23 protein-coding genes are annotated in these 26,180 nt (G+C 66.8%); 15 read left to right on the forward strand and 8 right to left on the reverse strand.

From position 1 onward, the window contains the following. Nucleotides 1–88 precede the first annotated feature (88 nt). The gene (gene mtgA, locus ABAZ39_RS11910; protein WP_038529602.1) at nt 89–775 is read left to right on the forward strand and encodes a monofunctional biosynthetic peptidoglycan transglycosylase; all 687 of its coding nucleotides are present in this window, start codon (nt 89–91) and stop codon (nt 773–775) included. A 335-nt stretch (nt 776–1,110) separates the two neighbouring features. Beyond that, complete coding sequence (locus tag ABAZ39_RS11915) at nt 1,111–1,758, forward strand: hypothetical protein (protein ID WP_247881582.1); 648 nt, start codon at nt 1,111–1,113, stop codon at nt 1,756–1,758. Between the two features lie 4 nt (nt 1,759–1,762). On the opposite strand, the gene ABAZ39_RS11920 is transcribed toward ABAZ39_RS11915, so the two are convergent. Further along, nucleotides 1,763–2,086: a DMT family transporter gene (locus ABAZ39_RS11920; protein WP_038529606.1), complete on the reverse strand. Its 324-nt coding sequence runs from the start codon at nt 2,084–2,086 to the stop codon at nt 1,763–1,765. Nucleotides 2,087–2,229: 143 nt separating this feature from the next. Here ABAZ39_RS11920 and ABAZ39_RS11925 point away from each other — a divergent pair, with 143 nt between their 5' ends. The 3 genes from ABAZ39_RS11925 to ABAZ39_RS11930 all read left to right on the forward strand — a co-directional run bounded on the left by ABAZ39_RS11925 (nt 2,230) and on the right by ABAZ39_RS11930 (nt 5,630). Next, nucleotides 2,230–3,798 carry a lysine--tRNA ligase gene (locus ABAZ39_RS11925; RefSeq protein ID WP_038529608.1) on the forward strand — a complete coding sequence of 523 codons (1,569 nt, stop codon included), beginning with the start codon at nt 2,230–2,232 and terminating at the stop codon, nt 3,796–3,798. Between the two features lie 118 nt (nt 3,799–3,916). After that, the gene (locus ABAZ39_RS35565; RefSeq protein ID WP_144243524.1) at nt 3,917–4,174 is read left to right on the forward strand and encodes a hypothetical protein; all 258 of its coding nucleotides are present in this window, start codon (nt 3,917–3,919) and stop codon (nt 4,172–4,174) included. A 226-nt stretch (nt 4,175–4,400) separates the two neighbouring features. After that, nucleotides 4,401–5,630, forward strand: coding sequence for a DUF2336 domain-containing protein (locus ABAZ39_RS11930; protein ID WP_038529610.1), 1,230 nt, complete (start codon nt 4,401–4,403; stop codon nt 5,628–5,630). 30 nt (nt 5,631–5,660) lie between these two features. On the opposite strand, the gene ABAZ39_RS11935 is transcribed toward ABAZ39_RS11930, so the two are convergent. Next, the gene (locus ABAZ39_RS11935; protein WP_051657979.1) at nt 5,661–6,146 is read right to left on the reverse strand and encodes a hypothetical protein; all 486 of its coding nucleotides are present in this window, start codon (nt 6,144–6,146) and stop codon (nt 5,661–5,663) included. A gap of 272 nt (nt 6,147–6,418) precedes the next feature. On the opposite strand from ABAZ39_RS11935, the gene mdh reads away from it, so the two are divergent. From mdh to odhB, 5 genes are all read left to right on the forward strand, one after another. Next, nucleotides 6,419–7,387: a malate dehydrogenase gene (gene mdh / locus ABAZ39_RS11940; RefSeq protein WP_038529612.1), complete on the forward strand. Its 969-nt coding sequence runs from the start codon at nt 6,419–6,421 to the stop codon at nt 7,385–7,387. Nucleotides 7,388–7,637: 250 nt separating this feature from the next. Further along, nucleotides 7,638–8,834: an ADP-forming succinate--CoA ligase subunit beta gene (sucC, locus tag ABAZ39_RS11945; RefSeq protein ID WP_038529614.1), complete on the forward strand. Its 1,197-nt coding sequence runs from the start codon at nt 7,638–7,640 to the stop codon at nt 8,832–8,834. A 1-nt stretch (nt 8,835) separates the two neighbouring features. After that, nucleotides 8,836–9,711 carry a succinate--CoA ligase subunit alpha gene (gene sucD / locus ABAZ39_RS11950; RefSeq protein ID WP_014241630.1) on the forward strand — a complete coding sequence of 292 codons (876 nt, stop codon included), beginning with the start codon at nt 8,836–8,838 and terminating at the stop codon, nt 9,709–9,711. A gap of 148 nt (nt 9,712–9,859) precedes the next feature. Then, nucleotides 9,860–12,784, forward strand: coding sequence for a 2-oxoglutarate dehydrogenase E1 component (locus ABAZ39_RS11955; RefSeq protein ID WP_038529616.1), 2,925 nt, complete (start codon nt 9,860–9,862; stop codon nt 12,782–12,784). Between the two features lie 42 nt (nt 12,785–12,826). Next, nucleotides 12,827–14,077 (forward strand): 2-oxoglutarate dehydrogenase complex dihydrolipoyllysine-residue succinyltransferase, encoded by a 1,251-nt coding sequence (odhB, locus tag ABAZ39_RS11960; RefSeq protein ID WP_038529618.1) that lies wholly within the window; start codon nt 12,827–12,829, stop codon nt 14,075–14,077. Nucleotides 14,078–14,214: 137 nt separating this feature from the next. Here the strand turns inward: odhB and ABAZ39_RS11965 are convergent, their stop codons facing one another. Beyond that, nucleotides 14,215–16,476: an ATP-binding protein gene (locus ABAZ39_RS11965; RefSeq protein ID WP_038529620.1), complete on the reverse strand. Its 2,262-nt coding sequence runs from the start codon at nt 16,474–16,476 to the stop codon at nt 14,215–14,217. A 286-nt stretch (nt 16,477–16,762) separates the two neighbouring features. On the opposite strand from ABAZ39_RS11965, the gene ABAZ39_RS11970 reads away from it, so the two are divergent. Next, entirely contained in the window at nt 16,763–18,142 is a 1,380-nt protein-coding gene (locus ABAZ39_RS11970) for a diguanylate cyclase (protein WP_038529622.1), read from the forward strand. A 101-nt stretch (nt 18,143–18,243) separates the two neighbouring features. Further along, complete coding sequence (zapE, locus tag ABAZ39_RS11975; RefSeq protein WP_038529624.1) at nt 18,244–19,398, forward strand: cell division protein ZapE; 1,155 nt, start codon at nt 18,244–18,246, stop codon at nt 19,396–19,398. 288 nt (nt 19,399–19,686) lie between these two features. On the opposite strand, the gene ABAZ39_RS11980 is transcribed toward zapE, so the two are convergent. Beyond that, complete coding sequence (locus tag ABAZ39_RS11980; RefSeq protein ID WP_247881583.1) at nt 19,687–19,941, reverse strand: helix-turn-helix domain-containing protein; 255 nt, start codon at nt 19,939–19,941, stop codon at nt 19,687–19,689. Nucleotides 19,942–19,995: 54 nt separating this feature from the next. Between ABAZ39_RS11980 and ABAZ39_RS11985 the strand changes: the two genes are divergently transcribed. The 3 genes from ABAZ39_RS11985 (at nt 19,996) to ABAZ39_RS11995 (ending at nt 23,099) form a co-directional block, all read left to right on the forward strand. Beyond that, nucleotides 19,996–20,766 (forward strand): hypothetical protein, encoded by a 771-nt coding sequence (locus ABAZ39_RS11985; RefSeq protein WP_038529628.1) that lies wholly within the window; start codon nt 19,996–19,998, stop codon nt 20,764–20,766. A 622-nt stretch (nt 20,767–21,388) separates the two neighbouring features. Beyond that, nucleotides 21,389–21,922, forward strand: a complete 534-nt coding sequence (locus tag ABAZ39_RS11990; RefSeq protein ID WP_038529630.1) for an ImmA/IrrE family metallo-endopeptidase — start codon at nt 21,389–21,391, stop codon at nt 21,920–21,922. 16 nt (nt 21,923–21,938) lie between these two features. Further along, nucleotides 21,939–23,099 carry a hypothetical protein gene (locus ABAZ39_RS11995; protein WP_051657980.1) on the forward strand — a complete coding sequence of 387 codons (1,161 nt, stop codon included), beginning with the start codon at nt 21,939–21,941 and terminating at the stop codon, nt 23,097–23,099. A 403-nt stretch (nt 23,100–23,502) separates the two neighbouring features. Here the strand turns inward: ABAZ39_RS11995 and ABAZ39_RS12000 are convergent, their stop codons facing one another. The 4 genes from ABAZ39_RS12000 to tnpA form a co-directional block, all read right to left on the reverse strand. After that, nucleotides 23,503–23,715 (reverse strand): hypothetical protein, encoded by a 213-nt coding sequence (locus tag ABAZ39_RS12000; protein ID WP_038529634.1) that lies wholly within the window; start codon nt 23,713–23,715, stop codon nt 23,503–23,505. A 6-nt stretch (nt 23,716–23,721) separates the two neighbouring features. Then, a protein-coding gene (gene tnpC, locus ABAZ39_RS12005) for an IS66 family transposase (protein WP_144243525.1) occupies nt 23,722–25,343 on the reverse strand; the annotation gives its coding sequence in 2 pieces (ribosomal slippage) (nt 23,722–23,990 and nt 23,990–25,343; 1,623 coding nt in all). An 82-nt stretch (nt 25,344–25,425) separates the two neighbouring features. Beyond that, nucleotides 25,426–25,773, reverse strand: coding sequence for an IS66 family insertion sequence element accessory protein TnpB (gene tnpB / locus ABAZ39_RS12010; RefSeq protein ID WP_012973092.1), 348 nt, complete (start codon nt 25,771–25,773; stop codon nt 25,426–25,428). Then, nucleotides 25,770–26,162: an IS66-like element accessory protein TnpA gene (gene tnpA, locus ABAZ39_RS12015; protein ID WP_038529636.1), complete on the reverse strand. Its 393-nt coding sequence runs from the start codon at nt 26,160–26,162 to the stop codon at nt 25,770–25,772. Before tnpA ends, tnpB begins: the two co-directional genes overlap by 4 nt. Nucleotides 26,163–26,180: the final 18 nt, after the last annotated feature.

Consider the following 26,180-nt stretch of genomic DNA (forward strand, 5'->3'; position numbering starts at 1 on the left):
AATGCGAGCAAACCCGTGTTGACCGATCGGCCCGCCCCCTCGAAAGTGCTCCCCCGTCCTTGAGCGTCGCAGAGGAGAGGTCGAGCGCATGCGGTTTCCGGTCCGGCGTCTGCTGAGACTCCTGATGGCCCTGGCCGTCGCCCTGGTGGCCTTCAGCGTCGGCTGGGTGGCGCTCTACCGCGTGGTGCCGGTGCCGGCCACGCCCCTGATGCTGATCCGCGCCGCCGGAGGGTCCGGGCTGGCGCACGACTGGGTGCCCCTGTCGCAGATGTCTCCCCACCTCGCCCGCGCGGTCATCGCGTCGGAGGACACGCTGTTCTGCGGCCATGGCGGCTTCGACTGGGCGGCCATCGAAGGCGCCTTCGAAGACAACGAGGAGGGCCGGCGCCTGCGCGGCGGCAGCACGATCAGCCAGCAGACCGCCAAGAACGCCTTCCTCTGGCCGGACCGCAGTTGGACCCGCAAGGGCATCGAGGCGTGGTTCACCCTGCTGATCGAGACGCTGTGGCCGAAGAGCCGCATCCTGGAGGTCTATTTGAACATCGTGGAGTGGGGCGACGGCGTCTACGGCGCCGAGGCCGCCGCCCGCCACCATTTCAAGAAGCCGGCATCGGCCCTGACCCGCCGCGAGGCCGCCCTGCTGGCCGTCGTCCTGCCCAATCCGCGCAACTGGTCCCCGAACCCGCCCGGCGCCTACGTGGCGCGGCGGGCGGGGGTCATCGAACGGCGCATGGCGGTGGTGGAGCGGGACGGGCTGGCCGATTGCGCGCGCTAATCTTAGACTGCCGCATTTCAACCTGAAAACTTGCTTGTCGACCACAAATACAGCCGGTGGTAATCTGATCTGAATGCCATGCCGGGCGACGGAGTGATTCGGCTAACCGACATTCTTCGATCGTTGGCAAACCTCGGCAACGGGAGAGCCGTCAGATGAACGTCATGGAGCCATCGGTGGGTGCGGTCCGGCAACCAGCCCCTCTGTCCACCACGACATCGTCCGCTCCCAAGCACGCGGCGGAAGCGAAAGAAGCAACCGTCGGCCCCCCCTCCGACGGCGCGCGCGATACCGCTGCGGTCGTTACGCTGTCGGAGACGGCTCAGGCGTCCCTGGTGACCCAGACGGCGACCCAGACCGCGGGAAAGAAGGATTTCGCGACCGTCGCCAAGGACACGCGGGCGGCCATCGACGCCAAATACGCGGAATTGGCCGCGAACGGCAAGCCGATGGACTACATGCACGCCACTCAGGAAAGCTGGGACACCGTCTATGGCGGGCTCGACCGTCGCGCCCTCTTCGCCATCGCCAGCAACAGCGACGGCAGCTTCTCCAAAGACGAGCAGGACACCGCCCAATCCATCATGTCGCAGCAGCAGGGGCAGGCCATGATGGCCGCGGACCCGACGGGCAACGATCTCGCCGCCCGCTTCCGAGCCGGTGTCGCCTTCCTGGAGGGCGTCAGCGACGAGGAGAAGGCCCCGGCCAATTGGGCGGTTCAACGCGCCGCCAACCAGTTCGGCTACGAGCAGACGATGCGGAGCAGCGGCCGGGAACCGGACGATCTCGACAGCGAGAACCCGCTGGTCGCCATGATCAAGGGCGCGATGGACCGCCTCAAGGACAAGTCACCCGAGTCCGTCGCCACCGGCGGCTATGTCAAGGATCTGAAGGACATGCCTTTGTTCCGCGACGGCGTGCCGGCGGTCGCGGCCGGCCCCGGCCCGTCTCCCCAGATCAGGGCGCTCGACATCCGGGCATGAGGATCTACGCCCCGCCCCCCGACATCCGGAGGCTGACCACCCCAGCGACGATCAGCAATATCCCCGCCAGCTTCAGGAAGTTCAGCGACTCGCCGAACACCCAAATCCCGATCGCCGCGATGGCCGCGGTGCCGACCGCCGACCAGATGGCGTAGGCCACGCCCACCTCGATCTCGCGCAGCGCCTGGGCCAGCATCGCGAAGGCCACCAGATAGCAGGCGACCACCGCCAGGCTGGGCCACAGGCGGGTCATGCCGTCGGACATCTTCATGGCGACGGTGCCCACGATCTCGAAGGCGATGGCGACGGACAGAAACAGCCAGCTCATGCGGGTCCTCGACGGATGATCATCTTCCAGAAATGCGCGCAAACCGTAGGACGGACAAGCGCGGCGCCCGTTGACGGACGGCGCGCTGCGCCCTAGGGTCGCTGCCTTTCTACACTTCCGTCGAGTTTTGAAGGGGCTCTACCATGACCGGCGAGCGGGAATTGGCGTTGCAGGCGAAGGCGTGGCCGTTCGAGGAGGCGCGCAAACTCGTCGCGCGCTTCGCGAAAGAGCCGCCGGCCAAAGGCTACGTCCTGTTCGAGACCGGCTACGGTCCGTCGGGCCTGCCGCACATCGGCACCTTCGGCGAGGTGGCGCGCACCACCATGGTCCGTCAGGCCTTCCAGCGGATGAGCGACATCCCGACGAAGCTGTTCTGCTTCTCCGACGACATGGACGGGCTGCGCAAGGTCCCGGACAACATCCCGAACAAGGAACTGGTGGCCGCCAGCCTCGGCAAGCCGCTGACCCAGGTCCCCGACCCGTTCGGCACGCACGACAGCTTCGGCGCGCACAACAACGCGCGGCTGCGCGCCTTCCTCGACAGCTTCGGCTTCGAGTACGAGTTCCAGTCCTCCACCGACTGGTACAAGTCGGGCCGCTTCGACGAGGCGCTGCTCGGCGTGCTGCGGCGCTATGACGAGATCATGGCCGTCATGCTGCCGACGCTGGGCGAGGAGCGCCAGCAGACCTACAGCCCGTTCCTGCCCGTCTCCCCCTCCACGGGGCGCGTGCTGCAGGTCCCGGTGCTGGAGCGCGACGTGGACGCCGGCACCATCGTCTTCCAGGACGAGGACGGCAAAAAGGTCGAGGTCCCCGTCACCGGCGGCCATGTGAAGCTCCAGTGGAAGCCCGACTGGGGCATGCGCTGGTACGCGCTGGGCGTCGATTACGAGATGTACGGCAAGGACCTGATCCCGTCGGCCGAGCTGGCCGGGAAGATCGTCAACATCCTCGGCGGCACTCCGCCGCAGGGCTTCAATTACGAGCTGTTCCTGGATGACAAGGGACAGAAGATCTCCAAGTCCAAGGGCAACGGCCTGACCATGGAGGAGTGGCTGGCCTACGCCCCGCCGGAGAGCCTCGCCCTCTACATGTTCCAGAAGCCGAAGTCGGCCAAGCGCCTCTACTTCGACGTGATCCCGCGGGCGGTGGACGAATATCTGGCCTTCGTCGCCAAGCTGCCGGTGGAGGAACCGGCCAAGGCGCTGGAGAACCCGGCCTGGCACATCCACAACGGCACGGCCCCGGCGGTGCGCTCGGACGTGTCCTTCAACCTGCTGCTCAACCTCGCCGGGGCGGCCAACGCCGAGACCAAGGACGTGATGTGGGGCTTCATCAGCCGCTACGCGCCCGAGGCGACGCCGGAGAACAGCCCCTTCCTGGACAAGCTGGTCGGCTACGCCGTCCGCTACTACCAGGATCAGGTGAAGCCGACGAAGCGCTTCCGCGCCCCCACCGACGCCGAGCGCGCCGCGCTGGAGGATCTGCTGAAGCGCTTGGACGGCATCCCCGCCGACGCGGCGGGCGACGTCATCCAGAACGAGGTCTTCGCGGTCGGCAAGGAGCACGGCTTCACCGAGCTGCGCGCTTGGTTCCAGGCGCTCTACGAGGTGCTGCTCGGCCAGACCACCGGCCCGCGCATGGGCTCCTTCATCCAGCTCTACGGCCTGGACGAGACCAAGGCCCTGATCCGCGAGAAGCTGGCCGCCTGAGCATCGCCTCCCTTTCCCCTCCCCCACGCTGCGGCCCGCCGCGGGGGAGGGCTTTCCCAGCGGACCGGCAATCCCACGAACAATTCGTCGAACGCACAAACCGCACCCAAGGGAGGCGGTGTTCCACAGCGATCCCGGATGGATGTCGCTCAGCATTCGGCGAGACTTCACCCGTTACCGTTCTGGTCCCAAACAATATTCCCGGTCTGATCGTTTGCATTTCCATCATCCGGCCATGCGGCTCGAATGTGTGCAAACGGTCGAAATCCTGCCCACCCGCTGGGCAAACAACATTTTAATCCCGCATCGCCATGCGCACGCCGCACCGCACCAATACCAACTTGGTATTACCATCCGCCAAGGTCAAAGCCTATGATCCGCCCCGTTACTGCTTTTGCAGTGCGTTTCCTCCCTAAACTCTTCAAGGCCGCATCCCAACCGGGTTGCGGCCCTTTTTCTTTTCCACCTCGGCCTTTCGACGCTTTGACATGGCTGGCCGCCGGCATGACTGGCGGCGCAGGGTATGGTTGCGCAGGGCGGGCGCCGATGACAAGTTCGGCTCCATTAGCGGCCCGTTAACCGGCGCGTCGTTGGATATCCGGATGCAGCCACGTCAGGCCCCCCACTCCGATCAAGAGGACGACCGTCCCGGCGCGGCCCGCTCGGCGCCGCGGGAAGACTCCTCCGCGGACAACGGGGTGGACCCGGAGCTGCTCGGCTATCTGTTCGACGATTCTCCCCCCGCTCCTCCTGCGCCGGAACCGGTCCGCCGCCGCGTCGGCACGGCGCTGGTCGAATCGCGGCGGGCCGGGATGGGGGATGCCGGGGTCCGCGCGCATCTGGCGCGCAAGCTGTGCCGGCTGCTGCCCGACCTGCCCCCGGACCGCCAGGACAAGGCCACCGCCACAGCTTTGCGCACGCTGGAGCGGCTGGCCCGCGATCATGCAGCCCATGTGCGGACAGCGCTGGCCGGGGCTTTGAAGGACGTCGCCTGCGCCCCGCCCGCCGTGGCGCGCACGCTGGCCCGCGATGTCGAACGCTCGGTGGCGGAGCCGATCCTCCATTGCTGCGCCACCCTGACCGACGACGACCTGCTGGAGATCATCGCCAGCCACCCCGCGGGCTGGGCACTGTCGGCCATCGCGCGGCGGCCGGCGGTCAGCGCGCCGCTGTCCTGCGCCATCGTCGACACGGGCGATGCGGAGGCCACGGGCGTCCTGCTGGACAACGACGGCGCGGTCATCCCCGAAGACCGGCTGGAGGATCTGGTGGAGCGGTCGGGCGGCCATCCAGACTGGCAGGCCAAGCTGGCCAGCCGCCCCGCCCTGTCGCAACGGCTGGCCCTGCGGCTGGCGGAGTTCGTCGACGACTCGGTGGCCGACCTGCTGCGCCGCCGCACCGATCTGGACGCGGTCACCGCGGCGGAGGTCGCCGCCGTGACCCGCCGCCGCGTCGCCTGGATCGAAGGGCGCGATCCCGCCGAGTCGCCGGGGCGCCGCGCCGTCCGCCTGCACCGGCAGGGCGCCTTGGACGAGACGGCGCTGGGCGACGCCCTGTCCTGGGAGGAAACGGACTTCGTCCGCGCCGCCCTGGCCCTGCGCGCCGCCGTCCATCCGGGAATCGTGGACGACATCCTGCGGTCCGGCGATGCCCGCGCCGTCACCGCCCTGGTCTGGCGCGCGGGCTATTCGATGCGTTGCGCCATGCGGGTGCAGGTCCGTGCCGCCGGCATCCCGCCGCGCGCCGTGCTGAACGCCCGCCAGGGCACTGACTACCCGCTGCCCGCGGCGGACATGACCCGTCACCTCGCGCTCTACGGCGTCCGTTCCTGACGCCGCGGAGCGCTGTCCCCGAAATGTCCCTTACTGGATTTCCAGCGGCCGGCGGGCCGGGGCGCGCCGCGTGTCGGGCGCCAGCGTCGGATCGTTCTGATACAGCGGGCGCGACGGGTCGGTGTCGATCAGCTGCGGCGGGGTGACGATCTCCTCGCCCGACCCGGAATCGAACTGGATCACCGCCATCCGGCGCACGGTCTCGCACAGGGCGCGCTTGCGCAGGGTCGCCGGGTCGCTCGGCCCGTCGAAGGCCACCAAGGGCACCACGATGCCGCTGCGCTCCCCCGGCGGAACGGAGGTGTACACATAGTTCGACACGGGCCGGCAATAGAGCACGTCGGTGGCCGACGGGGTGTCCGCCGCAGTGGCTGCCGACATAGTCACCGCCGCCGTGTTCAACGGGGCCTTGGCCAGAGCGGCTTCATAGTCTGCGACGGTTTGTCCCAAGGCCACGCCACCACTTCCCAGCGCCAGGGTCGCGGTCAGGCAGAATGCCGGTGCAAAGCGAATCATGGTTCTTCCCCCCATGCCGAACGGCCGTGAAAACCTATCCAAAGAATAGTGCGCCGCACCCGCAACGCCAAATTCCTGTTTGCCGTTCCGGCCATTCGCCGTAATCGATTGCACAGTTCCGTGTCCCGTGCTTGCGGTCACGCTTGCCCTCGGGACGGAATCGCGCTAGGAACCGCCCTCGAAATCTCAGGGCGCTGGACCCCTAGGACGCTACACTCAATCGGTTCTGTCCTCCGCTGAATGGGGGACGCTCACGCTTAGGGAAACGCTCCATGGCTCGCAAGAAGATTGCGCTCGTCGGCGCCGGCCAGATTGGCGGCACGCTGGCTCTGCTCGCTGCCCAGAAGGAACTCGGCGACGTCGTCCTGTTCGACATCGCCGAAGGCATGCCGGAGGGCAAGGCCCTCGACCTGGCTGAGACCTCGCCGGTCGAAGGCTTCAACGCCAAGCTCAGCGGCGGCAACGACTATTCGGTCATCGAAGGCGCCGACGTGGTGATCGTCACCGCCGGCGTGCCGCGCAAGCCGGGCATGAGCCGCGACGACCTGATCGGCATCAACACCGGCGTCTGCCAGACCGTCGGCGAGAACATCAAGAAGTACGCCCCGAACGCCTTCGTCATCGTCATCACGAACCCGCTGGACGTGATGGTGTGGGTGCTCCAGCAGGCCTCCGGCCTCCCGCCGGAGCGCGTCGTCGGCATGGCCGGCGTGCTCGACTCGGCCCGCTTCCGCTACTTCCTGGCCGACGAGTTCAAGGTGTCGGTCGAGGACGTCACCGCCTTCGTGCTGGGCGGCCACGGCGACACCATGGTCCCGCTCGTGCGCTACTCGACCGTCGCCGGCATCCCGCTGCCGGATCTGGTCAAGATGGGCTGGACCACGCAGGAGAAGCTGGACGCCATCGTGCAGCGCACCCGCGACGGCGGTGCGGAGATCGTCAAGCTGCTGAAGACCGGCTCGGCCTTCTACGCCCCGGCCGCCTCCGCCATCCAGATGGCCGAGTCCTACCTGAAGGACCAGAAGCGCGTCGTTCCGGTCGCCGCCTACCTGACCGGCCAGTACGGCCAGAACGACCTCTACGTCGGCGTCCCGACGATCATCGGCGCCGGTGGCGTCGAGAAGATCATCGAGATCGATCTCTCCGAGGAAGAGAAGAAGATGTTCGATCACTCGGTCGACGCTGTGAAGCAGCTCGTCGAGGTGGTCAAGAAGCAGCAGGCTGAGAAGGCCTCCTCCTAAGGCGGCCTGTTTTTTGCCTGCGCGACGGCCTGCGGCCCTGTCGCCCCGGCGCGGACGGTTGAACCGTCCGCGCCGGGTGGTACAGTGACCGCGGACGTTCGCGCCAGCCGGCGTAAGGCTTCCTGAAGGACTCGTTCTCACGAAGACTTGTGCCCTGGCGCGTCCGCCAGCAGGAAACGCCTGCCCGATCTTCGCCCATCGTCAGCCGACCACACTCTGTCAGCCGACCATAAAAACAGATGGACGCCCGATGAACATCCATGAGTATCAGGCCAAAGGCCTGCTGAAGAAGTACGGCGTCGCGGTGCCCCGCGGCGGCGTCGCCTACACCCCGCAGGAAGCCGAGACCGTCGCCCGCGAGCTGGGCGGCCCGGTGTGGGTCGTGAAGTCGCAGATCCACGCGGGCGGCCGCGGCGCCGGCCGCTTCAAGGACAACCCCGAGGGCAAGGGCGGCGTCCGCGTCGTCAAGTCCATCGAGGAGGTCGGCAAGAACGCCGGCGAGATGCTGAACCACGTGCTGGTCACCAAGCAGACCGGGCCGGAAGGCCGCGAGGTCAAGCGCCTCTACGTCGAGGAAGGCGCCGACATCAAGCGCGAGCTGTATCTCGGCATGCTGACCGACCGCGCCACCGGCCGCGTCACCATCATGGCGTCCACCGAGGGCGGCATGGAGATCGAGGAGGTCGCCCACAACACGCCGGAGAAGATCGTCAAGGTCGCCATCGACCCGGCCACCGGCATCCAGGGCTACCACACCCGCAAGGTCGCCTTCGCGCTGGGCCTCGAGGGCAAGCAGGTCTCCGCCGCCGCCAAGTTCATCGTCGCCGCCTACCAGGCCTTCGTTGACCTGGACTGCGCGATCGTCGAGATCAACCCGCTGATCGTCACCGGCTCGGGCGAGATCCTGGCGCTCGACGCCAAGATGAGCTTCGACGACAACGCCCTGTTCCGTCACAAGGACGTCGAGGAGCTGCGCGACGAGGCCGAGGAAGATCCGGCCGAGATCGAGGCGGCCAAGCACAGCCTCAACTACGTCAAACTGGACGGCAACATCGGCTGCATGGTCAACGGCGCCGGCTTGGCGATGGCGACCATGGACATCATCAAGCTGTACGGCGGCGAGCCGGCCAACTTCCTCGACGTCGGCGGCGGCGCCACGAAGGAGCGCGTCACCGCGGCCTTCAAGCTGATCCTCTCCGACCCGAACGTCGAAGGCATCCTGGTCAACATCTTCGGCGGCATCATGCGCTGCGACGTCATCGCCGAAGGCGTGGTCGCGGCGGCCCGCGAGGTGCACCTGCACGTTCCGCTGGTCGTCCGTCTGGAAGGTACGAACGTCGAGCTGGGCAAGAAGATCCTCAGCGAGTCCGGTCTGCCGATCCTCTCGGCCGACAACCTCGCCGACGCCGCCGACAAGGTGGTCAAGGCCGTGAAGGAGGCCGCGTAAGATGGCTGTTCTCGTCGATAAGAACACGAAGGTGATCTGCCAGGGCTTCACCGGCGCCCAGGGCACCTTCCATTCCGAGCAGGCGATCGCCTACGGCACCAAGATGGTCGGCGGCGTCACCCCGGGCAAGGGCGGCACCAAGCACCTCGACCTGCCGGTCTTCGACACGGTGGCCGACGCGGTCGAGAAGACCGGCGCCAACGCCAGCGTCATCTACGTGCCGCCGCCGTTCGCGGCCGACGCCATCCTGGAGGCGATCGACGCCGAGATCCCGCTGGTGGTGTGCATCACCGAGGGCATCCCGGTGCTCGACATGGTGCGCGTCAAGCGGGCGCTGGGCAACTCCAAGACCCGGCTGATCGGGCCGAACTGCCCGGGCATCATCACGCCCGACGAGTGCAAGATCGGCATCATGCCCGGCCACATCCACAAGCGCGGCAAGATCGGCATCGTCTCGCGCTCGGGCACGCTGACCTACGAGGCGGTGGCGCAGACCACCGCGGCGGGGCTGGGCCAGACGACCTGCATCGGCATCGGCGGCGACCCGGTGAACGGGACGAACTTCGTGGACAGCCTGGAGCTGTTCCTGAAGGACCCGGAGACCGAGGGCATCATCATGATCGGCGAGATCGGCGGCGACGCCGAGGTCAAGGGCGCGGAGTTCATCCGCGACTCCGGGACCAAGAAGCCGGTCGTCGGCTTCATCGCCGGACGCACCGCGCCTCCGGGCCGCCGCATGGGCCATGCCGGTGCGGTGATCTCCGGCGGCAACGACACCGCGGACTTCAAGATCGAGTTCATGAAGTCCGTCGGCATCGCCGTCGCCGACAGCCCCGCGAGCCTGGGTTCCACCATGCTCAAGGTCTTCAAGGGCTGATAAAGCGGGGGCGGGACCCCATATTCCCGCCCACTGCCGAAGGACCGGCGGCCCCTGGCTTCTCTCCCGAGATCCAGGGGCCGTCCGGAGCCCCGCGACAAGCAAAAAAACTCTCTGAGGGAACCGGGCAAACGCCCGAGGCAAACATATGTCCGCTAATCTGGAGAAGACCTCGTTCCTGTTCGGCTCGAACGCCGAATATGTCGCGGAGTTGTACGCGCGCTTCCTGAAGGACCCCTCCTCGGTGGATTCGAGCTGGAACGGCTTCTTCAGGGAGCTGGACGACGACTCCCGCGCCGTCCTGAACGAGCTGAACGGCCCGTCCTGGAGCCTGGAGGAGGGCACGCTCGCCAACGGCGCGCTCGACCCCATCGCCGCCTCGCTGGAAAGCATCGGCGCCCCGGCCGCGACCAACGGCAACGGCGGCCTCGTCGCCCACGCCCAGCAGGTCTATGGCGGCATCAGCCACCAGCAGCTGCGCGCCGCGACGCTCGACAGCATCCGCGCGCTGATGCTCATCCGCGTCTACCGCGTGCGCGGCCACATGAACGCGCATTTCGACCCGCTGGGTCTCGAGAAGCGCGAGCCGCACCCGGAACTCGATCCGGCGACCTACGGCTTCGGCCCGGGCGACATGGACCGCCCGATCTTCCTGAACTATTCGCTGGGCTTGGAGACGGCGTCGCTGCGCCAGATCCTGGAGATCCTGCAGAAGACCTACTGCGGGAACATCGGCGTCGAGTTCATGCACATCCAGGACCCCGAAGAGAAGGCCTGGATCCAGGAGCGCATCGAGGGTGGGCGCAACCACACCGACTTCACGGTGAACGGCAAGCGCGCCATCTACGAGCGCCTGATCGCCGCCGAGGGCTTCGAGAAGTTCCTGCAGCTCAAGTACACCGGCACCAAGCGCTTCGGCCTTGAGGGCGGCGAGTCGATGATCCCCGCGCTGGAGCAGATCCTGAAGCGCGGCGGACAGCTCGGCCTCAAGGAGGTCGTCGTCGGCATGGCCCACCGCGGCCGGCTGAACATGCTGACCAACTTCATGGGCAAGCCCTTCGCCGCGGTCTTCTCGGAGTTCCAGGGCAACCCGTCCAGCCCGCAGGACGTGCAGGGCTCGGGCGACGTGAAGTACCATCTGGGCACCTCGTCGGACCGCGACTTCAACGGCAACATCGTCCACCTGTCGCTGACCGCCAACCCGTCCCACCTGGAATGGGTGAACCCGGTCGTGCTGGGCAAGGTGCGCGCCAAGCAGGCGCAGCGCAACGACCTGGAGCGCGAGCAGGTCATGGGCGTGCTGATCCACGGCGACGCCGCCTTCGCCGGCCAGGGCATCGTGGCCGAGACGCTGGGCCTGTCGGAGCTGCGCGGCTACCGCACCGGCGGCACCGTGCACTTCATCATCAACAACCAGATCGGCTTCACCACGAACCCGACCTATTCGCGGTCCGGCGTCTACTGCTCGGACATGGCGAAGATGGTCCAGGCGCCGATCTTCCACGTCAACGGCGACGACCCCGAGTCCGTCGTCCACATCAGCCGCATCGCCGCCGAGTTCCGCCAGAAGTTCAAGCGGGACGTGGTGATCGACATGGTCTGCTACCGCCGCCACGGCCACAACGAGGGCGACGAGCCGGGCTTCACCCAGCCGCTGATGTACAAGAAGATCCGCGCCCACGGGACCACGCGGGAGCTGTACGGCAAGCAGCTCGTCGAGGAGAATGTCCTCACCCAGGCCGAGTCCGATCAGATGATCCAGGACTTCATGAAGAAGCTGGAGGGTGAGTTCGAGGCCGCCAACTCCTTCAAGCCGAACAAGGCCGACTGGCTGGAAGGCAAGTGGTCCGGCCTGGAGGCCGCGAAGACCGACGACGAGCGCAAGGGCAACACCGGCGTGGCGATCGACGTGCTGCGCGAGGTCGGCAACAAGCTCTGCGAGTATCCGAAGGACTTCGCGATCAACTCGAAGATCGCCCGCCAGCTCGAGGCCAAGAAGAAGTCGCTGGAGACCGGCGAGGGCATCGACTGGGCGACGGCGGAAGCGCTGGCCTACGGCACGCTGCTGGTCGAGGGCAACGGCGTCCGCCTGTCGGGCCAGGACTCGGGCCGCGGCACCTTCTCGCACCGCCACGCGGTGATGTACGACCAGAACAACGAGAACAAGTACATCCCGCTGAACCACCTGCGCCCCGACCAGGGCCCGTTCGAGGTCCATGACAGCCCGCTGTCCGAGGCGGCCGTGGTCGGCTTCGAATACGGCTACTCGCTGGCCGAGCCGCACAGCCTGACCCTGTGGGAAGCGCAGTTCGGCGACTTCGCCAACACCGCCCAGACCATCATCGACCAGTTCCTCTCGTCGGGCGAGTCGAAGTGGCTGCGCATGTCCGGCCTCGTGCTGCTGCTGCCGCACGGCTACGAGGGCCAGGGTCCGGAGCACTCCTCGGCCCGTCCGGAGCGCTTCCTGCAGATGTCCGCCGAGGACAACTGGCAGATCTGCAACCTGACGACCCCGGCGAACCTGTTCCACGCCTTCCGCCGCCAGATGCGCCGGCCCTTCCGCAAGCCGCTGGTGCTGTTCACGCCGAAGTCGCTGCTGCGCCACAAGCTGTGCATCTCCAGCCTGTCGGAGCTGGCCGAGGGCACGAACTTCCGCCGCGTGCTCGGCGAGACGGCGACGGACCTGCTGCCGAACGAGCAGATCCGCCGTATCGTGGTCTGCACCGGCAAGGTCTATTACGACCTGCTGCAGGAGCGCACCGCGCGCGGCATCAAGGACGTGGCGCTGGTCCGGCTGGAGCAGCTCTACCCGTTCCCCCGCTCCGCCCTGACCGAGGAGTTCGCCCGCTACCCGAACGCCGAGGTGGTGTGGTGCCAGGAGGAGCCGGAGAACCAGGGCTATTGGGCCTTCGTCGACCGCCGTCTGGAAGGCGCCCTCACCTCGATCGAGCACAAGGCCTCGCGCCCCAGCTACGTCGGCCGTCCGGCCTCCGCGTCGCCGGCCACCGGCCTGCTCAAGCGTCACAACCAGGAGCAGGCGAAGCTTCTGGAAGACGCGCTCGTCATCCGCTGACTCGACGCCCAGGCGTAGAACAAGAAAGTACGAGAGGAACTTATGGCTACCGAAATCAAGGTCCCCACCCTGGGCGAGTCCGTCTCCGAGGCGACCGTTGCCCGCTGGCTGAAGAAGGTCGGCGACGCGGTCGCCGCCGACGAGGCGCTGGTCGAGCTGGAGACCGACAAGGTCACGCTTGAGGTGAACGCCCCATCCGCCGGCACGCTGGCGGAGATCGTCGCCGCCGACGGCGCCAACGTCGGCGTCGGCGCCCTGCTGGGCGTGCTGGGCGAGGCCGGTGCTGCCGTGGCCGCCCCGGCCAAGGCCGCCGCTCCCGCCGCAGCTCCGGCTCCGGCGGCTGCCCCGGCCGCCGCTCCGGCCCCGGCGGGCAACGCCGCCCTGGCCGACGCCGGCCCGGCCGCCCGCAAGCTGGTCGCCGAGAAGGGCCTCGACGCCGCGCAGATCGCCGGCACGGGCAAGGACGGGCGCATCACCAAGGGCGACGTGATCGACCACGCCGCCAAGCCGGCCGCGGCCCCCTCCGCCGCTCCGGCCGCCGCGCCGCAGAAGTACCAGTGGACCGCCGGCACCGCGGGCGACCGTCCGCGCGCCGCGCAGGAGGAGCGGGTCCGCATGACCCGTCTGCGCCAGCGCATCGCCGAGCGTCTGAAGGAGGCCCAGAACAGCGCCGCCATGCTGACCACCTTCAACGAGGTGGACATGACCAACGTCATGGCGCTGCGCAACGAGTACAAGGACTTCTTCGAGAAGCGCCACAAGGTGCGTCTCGGCTTCATGTCCTTCTTCGTGAAGGCCGCCATCCAGGCGCTGAAGGAAATCCCGGCCGTCAACGCCGAGATCGACGGCACGGACCTCGTCTACAAGAACTACTACGACATCGGCGTCGCCGTCGGCACGCCGCAGGGTCTGGTGGTTCCGATCGTCCGCGACGCCGACAAGCTCGGCTTCGCCCAGATCGAGGGCAAGATCGGCGAGCTGGGCAAGAAGGGCCGCGACGGCAAGCTGTCGATGGACGAGCTGACCGGCGGCACCTTCACCATCTCCAACGGCGGCGTCTACGGCTCGCTGATGTCCACCCCGATCATCAACCCGCCGCAGTCGGCCATCCTGGGCATGCACAAGACCCAGGAGCGTCCGGTCGTCGTGAACGGGAAGATCGAAATCCGCCCGATGATGTATCTGGCCCTGTCCTACGACCACCGCATCATCGACGGCAAGGAGGCGGTGACCTTCCTCGTCCGCATCAAGGAAAACATCGAGGACCCGCGGCGCCTGCTGCTGGACGTCTGAGATTCCGACAAAGGGAATGCGGGGGCACCGTCCTCCGCACCCGCCACCGGGGGCTTCGGTCCCCGGACCTCAAAAAAGGCGCCTCGCGGCGCCTTTTTCTTTGCCGTCCGGGCGCCGGGCGCCTGCCTTCGCAGGCATCACACCAGCGCGGCGGCGATCCGGGCGGCGGTGTCTTCCGGCTTCATCACCCGCTCGGCGGGCAGGCGCAAGGTCATGATGGTCCCCGCGCCGAGCGTGCTGTCGCAGGTCAGCGAGCCGCCGTGCAACTCCATGAAGTTCTTGGAGATCGACAGCCCCAGCCCGGTGCCCTCGAACTGGCGGCTGGCCGAGTTGTCGGCCTGCCGGAAGGGCTGGAACAGATGCTCCATGAACGCCTTCGGGATGCCGATCCCGGTGTCGGCCACCGAGAGGGCGAGGGCACCGTCCTCCTCGACGCGGGCGGCCAGGGTGACGCTGCCGCCGTCGGGCGTGAACTTCACCGCGTTGGACAACAGGTTCAGCAGCACCTGCTTGAAGGCACGGCGGTCGACCCAGATGGCGGGAAGGCCGCCCGACACGCCGTTGCGCAGGTCCACCCCGCTGTCGGCGGCGCGGTCGCGGACCATGGTCAGGCACTGGGCCACCGCTTCGCAGGGGTCGATCACCTCCTCGGACAGCTCATAGCGGCCCGCCTCGATCTTCGACATGTCGAGCACGGCGTTCACGATGTCGAGCAGATGCTTGCCGCTGTCGTGAATGTCCTTGGCGCAGGACTTCTGGCGCTCGTTCAACGAGCCGAAGAATTCGCTGTCGAGGATTTCCGAGAAGCCGATGATGGCGTTCAACGGCGTGCGCAGCTCGTGGCTCATGTTGGCCAGGAACTCGGACTTGGCGCGGTTGGCCATTTCCGCCTGGCTCTTGGAGGCGAGAAGCTCGGCCTCCTGCTGCCGGCGCTTGGTGACGTCGCGGATGACGCCGACAAAGACGCGCCGCGGTGCGCCATTCTCCTCCGGCCCGCCCTCGCCGTCCGGCCCGCCCAGCCGCAACGCGCTGACCGCCAGATTCATCGGGAAGGTGCTGCCGTCGCGGCGCAGCGCCAGAACCTCGCGGTCGTTGCCGATGATGCGCGAGCCGGCGTTCGGGCGATACTCGGCCATCGAGCGGTCGTGGCCGGCGCGGAAGCCTTCCGGCAACAGGATGTTGACGCTCTGCCCCACCACCTCCGCCTCGGCATAGCCGAACATGCGCTCCGCCGCGGGGTTGAAGGTCTCGATGATGCCGCGCGAGTCGATGGTCACCACCGCGTCCACCATGGATTCCAGGATGCCGCGGATGCGGCGGGAGGCGCGCTCCAGCCGGTTCTGGTCCTGCTCCCGCCGGGACTGCTGCCGCTCCACGTACCAGGTGAGCAGGGCGATCACCACCGACATGGCGAGGCCCATGGCGATCCACACCGCGCTGTCGCGCTTCCATTCGCCCAGCGCCTCGGTCTTCGGCAGGGTGGCGGCGACGGTGAAGGGGTAGTCGGCGACGCGGCGGACGCTGGCGATGCTGGGGCGCCCATCGGTGGGCAGCACGGTGTCCAGCGTCGCCGCGTCCCGCGTGCGCAGCGCGGCGTCGACCTCCGGCCAGTCGGCCAGCGTGGCGAGGCGTCGGCGGCCCTCGTCCCACGGGCGGTGGATCAGCACCGTGCCGTCGGCCAGCGCCAAGGTGACCGTGCCCTCCAGCCCCAGCCGCAGCCCCTCGAATCCGGCTCCCAGCCGCAGCGGGTTGATCATGGCGACGACTACCCCGGCGAAACTGCCGTCCGGGTGGGACCAGCGGCGGCTCATCGGAATGACGTAGGTGCCGGGGAAGGCCATGCTGGGGATCGGCACGCCGACGTGAAGCCCACCGTCCGACGCGCCCTCGTCCCGGTGGGCCGCGAAATAGGGGCGGCTGGTCAAATCGAAGGCCGGCGGGCTGCTGTCGGCGGAGTGGTGCAAGACGCGGCCCTGCTCGTCCACCACGATCAAGCCGGAGATCGGGCCAATGGCATCGCGGCGGTTGCGCAGAAGGGCGTTCACCGACGGCGCCGCCACAGTGCGCGCCTGCGGGTGGGTGTCCAGGACGGTGACCAGATCGGACAGCAGCAGGTCCACGCTGAACACCGTACGGACGGCCTGCTCCTCCAGGATGCGGGCGAGGTTGCGGGTCGAACGCTCGGCCCCTTGCACCGCCTCGGTGTGGCGCTGCCAGACGCCGTAAGCGATCATCGCATTCACCACGACGATGAAGGCCACGCCCGACGCCCTCATGAGGAAACGCACCGACCCCAGCACCTCGAACAGCCGCTCCCCCAATCCGGAGGGGGGCAACCCGGCGGGTCCCTTTCCAGAGGGCGGCAAGGTCGCGTCGCGAACCGGATTGCGGCTGGCCATGGCTGTAAACAATTCTCCGCACGCAGTCCAAGGAGGCCGGCCAAAGGCGCCGGTCGAGGGGGCCGGCCAAGGGGGCCGGTGAGGGACCGTCCGCGTGGCATTGCCCAACGTAAGACGGTACCGCCACCGGCCACCGCCAATCTCGCGCGAAAACCATAATGGAAGTTTAACCTTAATGCACCAATGAACCCGATCGGCCGAACGAGTGATTGCCGCTTTGCCTGACGGTCTCCGGGCGTTAAGAATTCGAACGGGTCGGGCACGGTTGCGCAAAGGAACAGGGACGATGGACAGCCAGAAAGACCGCAAAGCCGCGATCCTTGCCGCCACGCTGTCGTCGCTGTGGACCGACACCGAACCCGCCGTGCGCGAGCGCGTGACGGCCATCGCGCTCGCCGAGGCCGAGGCGATTTCAAAGGTCTTCTACGCGATCCTGCTGGACCGTCCGGACAGCAACACCTTCCTCAGCCACACACTGGTCCAGGAACGGCTGCGCCCCTCGCTGGCGCGCTGGATCAAGGCGCTCTTCACCGCCTCCACCGACACGGCCATCGCGGCGGTTCTGGAGCAGAATTACCAGGTCGGGCTGATCCACGCCCGCATCAACATCCCGCTGACGCTGGTCAACGCCGGGATGCGGATCGTCAAGAAGGAGCTGTCCGCCCGCCTGCTCGCCGCCGACCTCAGCCGCGCCCAGACCGCGTCCGCCATCCTGTTCGTCGGCGAGCTGCTGGACACCGTGCTGGACAACATGCACGAGGCCTATCTGGGCGACCTGCTGGGCAACGTCCGCCACCAGCAATCCCTGAAGATGTTCATGAGCGGCCCCAATCTGGCGCTGGAGGGCGAGCGGCTGAAGTCCTCGCTGTTCGACTGGCTGCGCAACACGGTGGTGTCCTTCTACGCGCATGAGGACAGCAACCACGCCAGCCCGCCCGCCATCGAGTCCTCCGATTTCGGCCTGTGGCTGAACCACAAGGCGGAGCTGACCTTCGGCCGGGTGACCGAGCTGGACCTCATCCGCGACCGCACCAACCGCATCAGCGCCAAGGTGTCCGCGGCGGTGGAGGGCGGCTGGGTCACGCCCGCCTTCGTCAAGGAACTGAACAACGACGTCACGGAGATCGCCTATATCCTCGGAACTATCATCGAGAAGGCGATGGAGATCGAAAACGGGCGCGACCCGCTGACCCGCCTGCTGACGCGGCGCTTCATGCCGGCGATCTTCCAGCGCGAGGTGGCCATCAGCCTGCGCCACGGCAAGCCCTTCGCCGTGCTGCTGATGGACGCCGACCATTTCAAGGCGATCAACGACACGCTGGGCCATCAGGCCGGCGATTCCGTCCTGTCGGACATGGCGGAGCTGCTGCACACCCACGTCCGGGCCGGCGATTTCGTCTTCCGCTACGGCGGGGAGGAGTTCCTTATCCTGCTGACCGAGATGGACGAGGCGGCGCTGCGCGTGAAGGCCGACCAGCTGCGCCGCATGGTCGAGGAGCACCGTTTTCCCGGCGCCGGGGGTGCCGGGAACGGGCTGCGGGTCACCGCCTCGATCGGGGCGGCCCTGCACGAGGGGCACCCGGATTACGAACACACCGTCCGCCGGGCCGACGCCGCCCTCTACGAAGCCAAGCGCCAGGGACGCAACCGCGTGGTGGTTGCCTGAATGGTGGGCGCCTGAGCGCATCTGCATCCCGGCATCGGGCGTTGCCCCGCGGGGACGCATCGGCTACGTAAGACCTTTCCCTGCCGAGACCCGCGAATTCCATGTCTGACGGACCGCTTTCGCTCTACCGGGCCCGCCGCGGCACCGGAACGCTGCGCCCCGACCCCGACCAGGAGCTGGCCGCCGAGAAGCTCCAGAGCCTCTACAAGGCGCTGAAGGGCTACAGCCCGCAGCCGGCCGGGAAGGCCGGCGGAGCGAAGGCCGGCTGGCTGGAGCGGTTCGGGCTGGGCCGCCCGCGCTCCGAACCGGCGGAGGCGCCGCAGGGTCTCTACATGTACGGCGGCGTCGGGCGCGGCAAGTCGATGCTGATGGACCTGTTCTTCGACACCGCCCCGGTGGAGAAGAAGCGCCGCGTCCATTTCCACGAATTCATGCTGGAGGTGCACGAGCGCATCCACCAGCACCGCCAGTCGGGCAAGAGCAAGGGCAAGGACGCGGACGACGCCCTGCCCGAACTGGCCCGCGCACTCGCCGACGAGGCATGGCTGCTCTGCTTCGACGAGTTCCACGTCACCAACGTCGTGGACGCGATGATCCTCGGCCGGCTGTTCACCAGCCTGTTCGACCTGGGCGTGGTGGTGGTCGCGACCTCCAACTGGCCGCCGGACATGCTCTACAAGGACGGGCTCCAGCGCGAGCTGTTCCTGCCCTTCATCGCGCTGCTCAAGGAAAAGCTCGACGTTCTGGCGCTGGAAGGGCCGACCGACTATCGGCTGGACCGGCTCCAGGGCAAGCCCGTCTATTTCTGGCCGCTCGGCCCTGAGAGCGACGCCAGGATCCGCCAGACCTTCGCGACGCTGACCGACGGCGCCCGGGGCGAACCGACCCATCTGTCGGTCCAGGGCCGGAAGGTGGAGATCGCCTGCGCCGCCAAATGCGTCGCGCTGGTGGATTTCTGGAGCCTGTGCGGCAAGCCGCTGGGTGCGGCCGACTACATCGCCATCGCGACGCACTTCCACACCGTGCTGATCCACGGCGTGCCGACGATGAAGGACGAGCTGCGCAACGAGGCCAAGCGCTTCATGACGCTGATCGACGCGCTCTACGAGCACAAGGTCAACCTCGTGGTCGCCGCCGAAGGCCCACCGGAACGGCTGTACCCCGAGGGCACCCACGCCTTCGAATTCGAACGCACGGTCAGCCGCCTGATGGAGATGCAGAGCGAGGACTACCTGCAACGTCCTCATCTTACTTGATTTTTTCCGGGTGCTTGCCGGCCGGTGTCACACCTGTGTCTCACGAGGCATGCCCGTACGGCTGGGCAGCCATGAAAACTTCGCATCCGCCGGCCTGACGGCGCCGCTCTTCCGCCCCGTCCGCTGCTCCCGAGGCTAACCCCGTCCTCGCGCCGCGCAAGGCCAAGCCGCCTCCGGCGGTGGCCTGCGGCCAGCCTTGCGCGCCGCTGCGGGCGGGGTTCTCCGGATCGCAGGTCGGGACGGGAGGATGGCCGTTTCCCGGTCGAACAGGAGGATGGGGGAGGGCGGTCAGGTCTCTTCCGGTTCGCGCAGGCGCACGCCGGGGCCGCCGTTTGCCTGCTCGCCTGCCGATAGGAAGATGATGCCGGCATCCTCAAGCGCCCGCCGAACGGCCGCGAGCGTCGGCCCATGTGAAGCCTCACCAGCTTCGATGCGGGCAATGGTGTTCCGGTGCACGCCAGCTTTGGCGGCCAGATCGCGGACGGTCCATTCCAGCGCCGCCCGCGCCATACGAAATTGTGCGCTTGTCACATCAGTGTGCATGTGGCATATATGCTCTTGTCCTCTTCATGTGACTTTAGCACAAGGAGGAGCAGCATGAACGCGGCTTCAGCGACCGCGGCGCGCTCGCGCGTGCGCCAGCTCCCGGATAACCGTACCCCGGCTGTTTCCCGCCGCGCGCTCCTGGCTGGACTTGCCGCCATGCCGATGGTGGTGCCAGTGACCGACGCACCGATGGGTGAGCCCGTCCTGCCACTCTGGCAGGAATGGCGAGCCGGCATGGTGCAAGTCGAGGTTCTGCGCAGCGAGTGGAGCCGCCTGGAGCAGGAGCTCCTCCAACTGGTCGGCGCGAACCGTTTCGAAGAGACGATGAAGGTGGGCGCTCCTGAAGCCGGCGACCTTCTGAACATCGAGACGCGCCAACTGGAGCTGGACCGCAGCCTCGACACCCTGGTCAGGCGGATCATCGACCAGCCGTCGCAGACCCGTGCCGGCGTCGCCGCCAAGCTGGCCCTGGCCCTCGAACTCGCCGACCCAGTCGAGCGTGCAGACCCCTCCTGGCGGCTCGTACAAGGCGCCCTGAACGAGCTGAGCGCCCTGGACCATCCACGACCTACCTGCGATCACGACAGGCCTACCATGACACGCCGGAGAGCCCGTATCCGGTGGAGCAAGGATGCCGAGTTGCTCCGGCTCGGGGCGGAGCACCGGAAGCTGCTGCGCCGCTTCCACGAGACGCTGATTGTCGCCTGCCTGAAGAGCGCCACAGCCCCCGAGGAGGCGCAGTGGATCGGCCGCTACCCTTACCCCGCCGCGATGCCGCCCGACGACTACGCCCCTACAAGGCCGTCGGGCTCAACAAACTAAAGGGTGGCTGAAAGGGGGGGGCTCCTGGGACAGCAAGATAAAAGGCCGAATACGCAGCTCGGATGTGCAAGGAATATCAACCGCATAATGTGTATACAAAACGTGGTGGCTGAACACGAGTGAACACAATCTCAAAATCTGTTGACCGCAAAGTCGTGTCCGTTCGAGTCGGACCTGGGGCACCACCTTTCCCGAGGGTCTTCCGAGGGTTGACGGCCGGGGCGTTTCCAAATGCCTCGGCCCGTCCGATCCTATCAAGCCAAACTGTTCAAACGGTTTGGACTGGCGATTCAGCGTTGATGTGACAATGGCGCCGTCAACCCGCCCGCCTCGTATCTCTCGCCGTGTCCGCAGCAGTGTCGGGAGGCCCGATCATCACACCCCCTCCCCGACCGGTCAAAGCCACGGTGACAGACCCGTCTCCGCCATGGGACCAAGGGATCCGGAAGCCAACCGGTTACCCCGCCAAACACCGGACCAAAATCATGTCCCCTGTGACGCCGGTCACAGCAGGATCATGTTGGCTGTCGATACGTTGCCTACAGTGAGATAGCTTGCCAAGCCCAACCAGATGCGAGACAAAGCGTCTGCACTGTCGTGCCACAGATGCAGGTTTGAGTTCATGGACACCCTAAAATACGACAGCCCCAGGCCGAGCAATCTGACCAAGCAGTCCGTGCACCGACTCGCTGAGAGCATCGCATCGCAGTTGGGCTACAAGCCGGGCGGGGATCTCAAGGACGTTGTCGCCAAGTTGGGCGGGAAGATCAGCGTTAAGAATTTCTGGGACACTGGGCTAAGCGACTCGGGATCCATGATCGTCGAGGCAGCGGGCAAGTTCGACATCTTCGTGTCCACTGACACCTCGTTGGAGCGGGACAAATTCACCATCGCTCACGAGTTAGGGCACTATGTCCTTCACTTCCTTTGGCCTAACAAGAACGGAACACCTGTCCAGAGAATGGCCGCGACCCGCTATGGCTCAGACAGAGTCGAGTGGGAGGCCAACTGGTTTGCGGCGGCATTTCTGATGCCTGAGGCTGAGTTCAAGACCAAGTTCAAAGAACTCGGGCACGACCTAGGGGCGGTCGCTTCATATTTTGGCGTCTCTCAAGCTGCGGCGAAGGTACGGGCAGAGGGACTCGGGTTACCTTAAGGGGTTCAAAGAAGAAATGGACCTGGACGGCATTGCGGAGTTCCTAAAACCCCGCCTTCGGCTCTTCTTGAGCATTGATTTGGTTGGCTCCACCGCCCTCAAGCAGCGAGGAGGCTTCCCCCTCAAAGAGCCCGAGCAGGACGCTTCCCTTGCCAATCTGGGAGCGTCCTGGTTCTCGCCTATCGGGCATTTCTACAGAGATGTTGAGAAGCAGTTTTTCACCGAATGGAACGCCTACAAAACCCGAATTGCCCCTCCAGTCAATTGGCCTGCCAACGCCACGCCCGAGCTTTGGAAGTCCAACGGCGACGAACTGATTTATACGCTTGAGATCAGCGACCCCCGCGAGGTTTATGCAGGCGTCGTTTGCTGGCTGAACACCCTCCTCCACTACAGGGCTGTACTGGCAGAACAGAAGATCGGCCTCGATGTAAAAGCGGCAGCTTGGGTCGCCGGCTTTCCGGTGGCAAATTCTGAGGTGATATTTCGCTATACCGTCCAAGGCATGCCAGACGAGCTTGGCAGCGGCATGCCTATACTCCTCCACTTCTACTACCTTAACAAATGGTACAAAGGAGGCAAGGACCGAGAGGGGCTAATCAAGGATTTTGTTGGTCCTTCTATTGACACAGGATTTCGCATCTGCGGGCAAGCAACTGCCCGGAAGTTCGCTATAAGCCTGGAAGTGGCTCTTTTGTTGAGCATGGTCATTCCGGCAAAGGACCTCGACGACAAGATAGTCCTTCGCTACGACGGTAAAAAGGAGTTGAAGGGCGTCCTTGGCGGCCGGCCATACCCGATCTTCTGGATTGATACGAAGCACGATGACAAGCTCGAAAAACTAGAAGACTCTCTTGCACCACTTCAGGTCCAGGACACCACCAACGTCCGAAAATTTTGCCTTGAGTTCATCTCCAAGAACGAGAGCCACCTGTTTCAGCCGTTTATCGTGAAGGCCGAGGAGCCCCTTCTAAAGGTCCTCCCGTCGAACTACGAGCGGCATCTGAAAGCCCTCAACGAAAAGTGGCTGCAAGAGCAGCAACGCCTTGAGCTTGAACTTAGGGGCACCCGTGGTGAAGAACCTCAGACGGGAGACAAGGGAATCGACTTGGATCCGGACGGCATTGAGGACTTCGCATCAGGCTTGAGAGTGGTGAGCCCTCCGACGGGTGCGTAGGCCGAGGCATTTGGAAACGCCCCGGCCGGCAACCCTCGGAACACCCTCGGGAGCGGAGTCCCGGCTTCGGCCGGGGTTGCGAGCGACTCCGGGGAACCACCGGGGAACCATGTGACACGGGCATCGTCGCCATCAAGCCCGCCCGACCGCCAGCCACACGCGGGCCGAAGCAGGGAGCGCGATCATCGCCGCACCAATGCCAAGACCACCGACGCCGCCAGCGCCGGAGGCGTTGAGGGGGAAGGCGCAGGCGCGCCACCCCACCGACCTCAATCTCGATCCAGGCATCGTCCGCCCCTCAGGGGCAGGCCGATCCGGCGTCACCACCACGGCGGCAAATCCGCCGGCCGCCGCCTCCTGCTCGTACGCATCCGGTGAGTGACGCAGGTGCGGATCGAAACGGTCAGCGTCCCGTTCGGTGGATTTGGATCAGTTCCTTGAGGTTCTCGACACCATCCTCGCTCAGGGCATAGAACCACTGCTCGCCTGGGCCGAACACGGTCAGGCAACCGTCCTCCGGCTCCAACTCGATGGCGATGTCGATCAGCCATTCGACGTCCTCGCCGAGGATCTCGGCGACGCGCTCCATGGTCACGAGGTTGCGGGTTCTGGCCATGGTTCCTCAGATCGCCGTGGTCGTCTCGTGCAGCCGCTTCCATTCCCAGGGCAGCAACTCGTGCAGCTTCGTCTGCGGCAGATCGTTGATGCGGGCCAGGACGTCGGCCAGCCACGCCTGGGGATCGATGTCGTTCATCTTGGCGCTCACGATCAAGCTGTACATGGCGGCAGCGCGCTGCCCGCCTCGATCCGAGCCGCAGAACAGCCATGCCCGTCTGCCCAGAGCGATGCCGCGCAACGCTCGTTCGGCGGCATTGTTGGTCAGGCAGACCCTCCGTCACGCAGGAAGCGGGTGAAGCCTTCCCAGCGGGTCAGCATGTAGTCCATCGCCTTGGCCACCGGCGCGTGCTTCGACATCCCGGCCCGGGCCGCCCGCATCCAGGTCTCCAGTTCCTCGATCCGGGGCTTGGACAGCTCGGTGCGCAGCGCCAGACGGTCGGCCGCCGAACGCCCCAGCGCCTCGCGCTCGATGTCGAACAGCGGGTTGATGCGCTGCACCGCCTCCAGCGCCAGCGGGGAGATCGGCGGCGCTCCCTTGCCGCGCCGCTTGTTGGCGGCGATGTCGGCCAGCTCGAAGAATTTCCGACGCGCGTGCGCCCAACACAGGGCCTCCGCCACGGGCTCCGGCTGGCGGCTCGCGTCGTAGAGGCGGTTGTACCCGGCATAGGCGTCGGCCTGCAGCACCCCCGCCCACCCGGCCAGATGCGCCTCGGGATGCCCACCGCCACGGTCGCGGGAGTAGTGGAACAGCGCCGCCGGCGGCGCCGCGCCCGCGAAGGGGCGATCGTCGCGCACATAGACCCAGATGCGGCCGGTGTCGGTCTTGCCCTTCGCCAGCACCGGCACGGTCGTGTCGTCGCCGTGCAACCGCTTCGCCGCCAGCACATGCGCTGCGAGCCGGTCGAGCAGCGGTTTCAGCACGCCGCAGGCCGCCCCCACCTGGTCGGCCGCGGTGGACAGGCTGATCGCCATGCCCTCCTTGGCGAAGCGTTCGCACTGGCGGTTCAGCGGCTGATGCTGGCCGAACTTCTCGAACAGCAACGTGGCCAGCAGGTTCGGCCCCGCCCAGCCGCGCGGCGTGGTGTGGAACGGTGCCGGGGGCTGGCTGATCGTCTCGCAGTCCCGGCAGGAGAATTTCTCACGCACCGTTTGGATGATCTTCCAGCGTGCTGGGATGCGCTCGGCCGTCTCGGTCACGCTTTCACCCAGCTTGCACAGCCGGGTCGAGCCGCAGCATGGGCACACCGCCGGCGCCGGGATCACGACGCGCTCACGCGGCAGGTGCGCCGGGAACGGCTTGCGCGACGGCGCCTTACGGGTGATGCGGGCCGCGCCGGTCACCTCGGCCGCCCGCTCCACCGCCAGATCGTCCTCGCCGACGCTTGCCTCCGCCTCCTCCAACTGGAATTCGAGCTGGTTGAGCAACCGGGAGGTCCGTTCGGAGCGACGGCCGTCGAGGTCGCGCTGGAGCTTCTCGATCTGGAGCTTCAGGGTGGCGATCAGCGCTTGGTCGCTGGACCGTTCGGCCCGCGCCTGGGCGGCGTCCGCCTCGGCCAACGCAGCTCGGCCATGCGCTTCGATCAGCGCGGCGCGCAGGGCGTCGATGTCGTCGGGCAGGGCGTCCATGGGGCCGGATTGTACCCGGAAACCCGCACCAATCCTCGCTCTTCCCGCCGGAGAGCGGCGGGTTGATTCACTGTGCCGCAGCCTATCCGGCCGAGCGCGGCCTCCAGGTTTGCTGCGGGTTGCGCCAGTCGATGGCGTCGAGCAGATACGCGAACTGGGACGCGGAAATGGCCACGGCTCCGCTGGCCGGGCTGGGCCAGATGAAACGGCCCCGCTCAAGCCTCTTGGCGTAAAGCGACATGCCGAGCCCGTCATGCCACAGGCACTTCACCATGTCGCCGCGACGTCCACGGAAGACGTATAAATCGCCGGCATGAGGATCGCGGCCAAGACCCTCCTGGACCTTCAGCGCCAGCGAGTTCATCCCGCAGCGCATGTCGGTGACCCCGCCGGCCAGCCAGACCCGAACGCCCGAGGGCACCGGGATCATGCCGACCGTCCCGACAGCGCGGCGATCACCGTGCCGACCAGGGCCGGATCGACCGGGCCGGTGATGCGCAAGCGCGCCGTCGCGAACTCGACCTCGATGAGACCGGCTGGTGGGGCTGCGGGCGCCGCTGTCGGCTCCGCCACCTCCTCCGGTGCCGGAGCGTCGGTGGCGACGGTGATCGGCATGAAGGCGGGCAGCCGGGGCTGCTGACCGAAGAACTGGCGGCGCCAGCGGTACAGCAGGCTGACGTCCACGCCAAGGCGCCGGGCAACTTCGGTCGCCTTGACGCCCGGCTGGAACGCCTCTTCGACCAGCCGCAGCTTCTCCTCGTCGCTGAACTGCCGTCGCCGCTCCAGGCCCGTGATCACCTCGACGCGTTGGATAGTCATAGGGACTGCCATAGGGAT

The organism is Azospirillum argentinense, from assembly GCF_000632475.1.
Lineage (GTDB): Bacteria > Pseudomonadota > Alphaproteobacteria > Azospirillales > Azospirillaceae > Azospirillum > Azospirillum baldaniorum.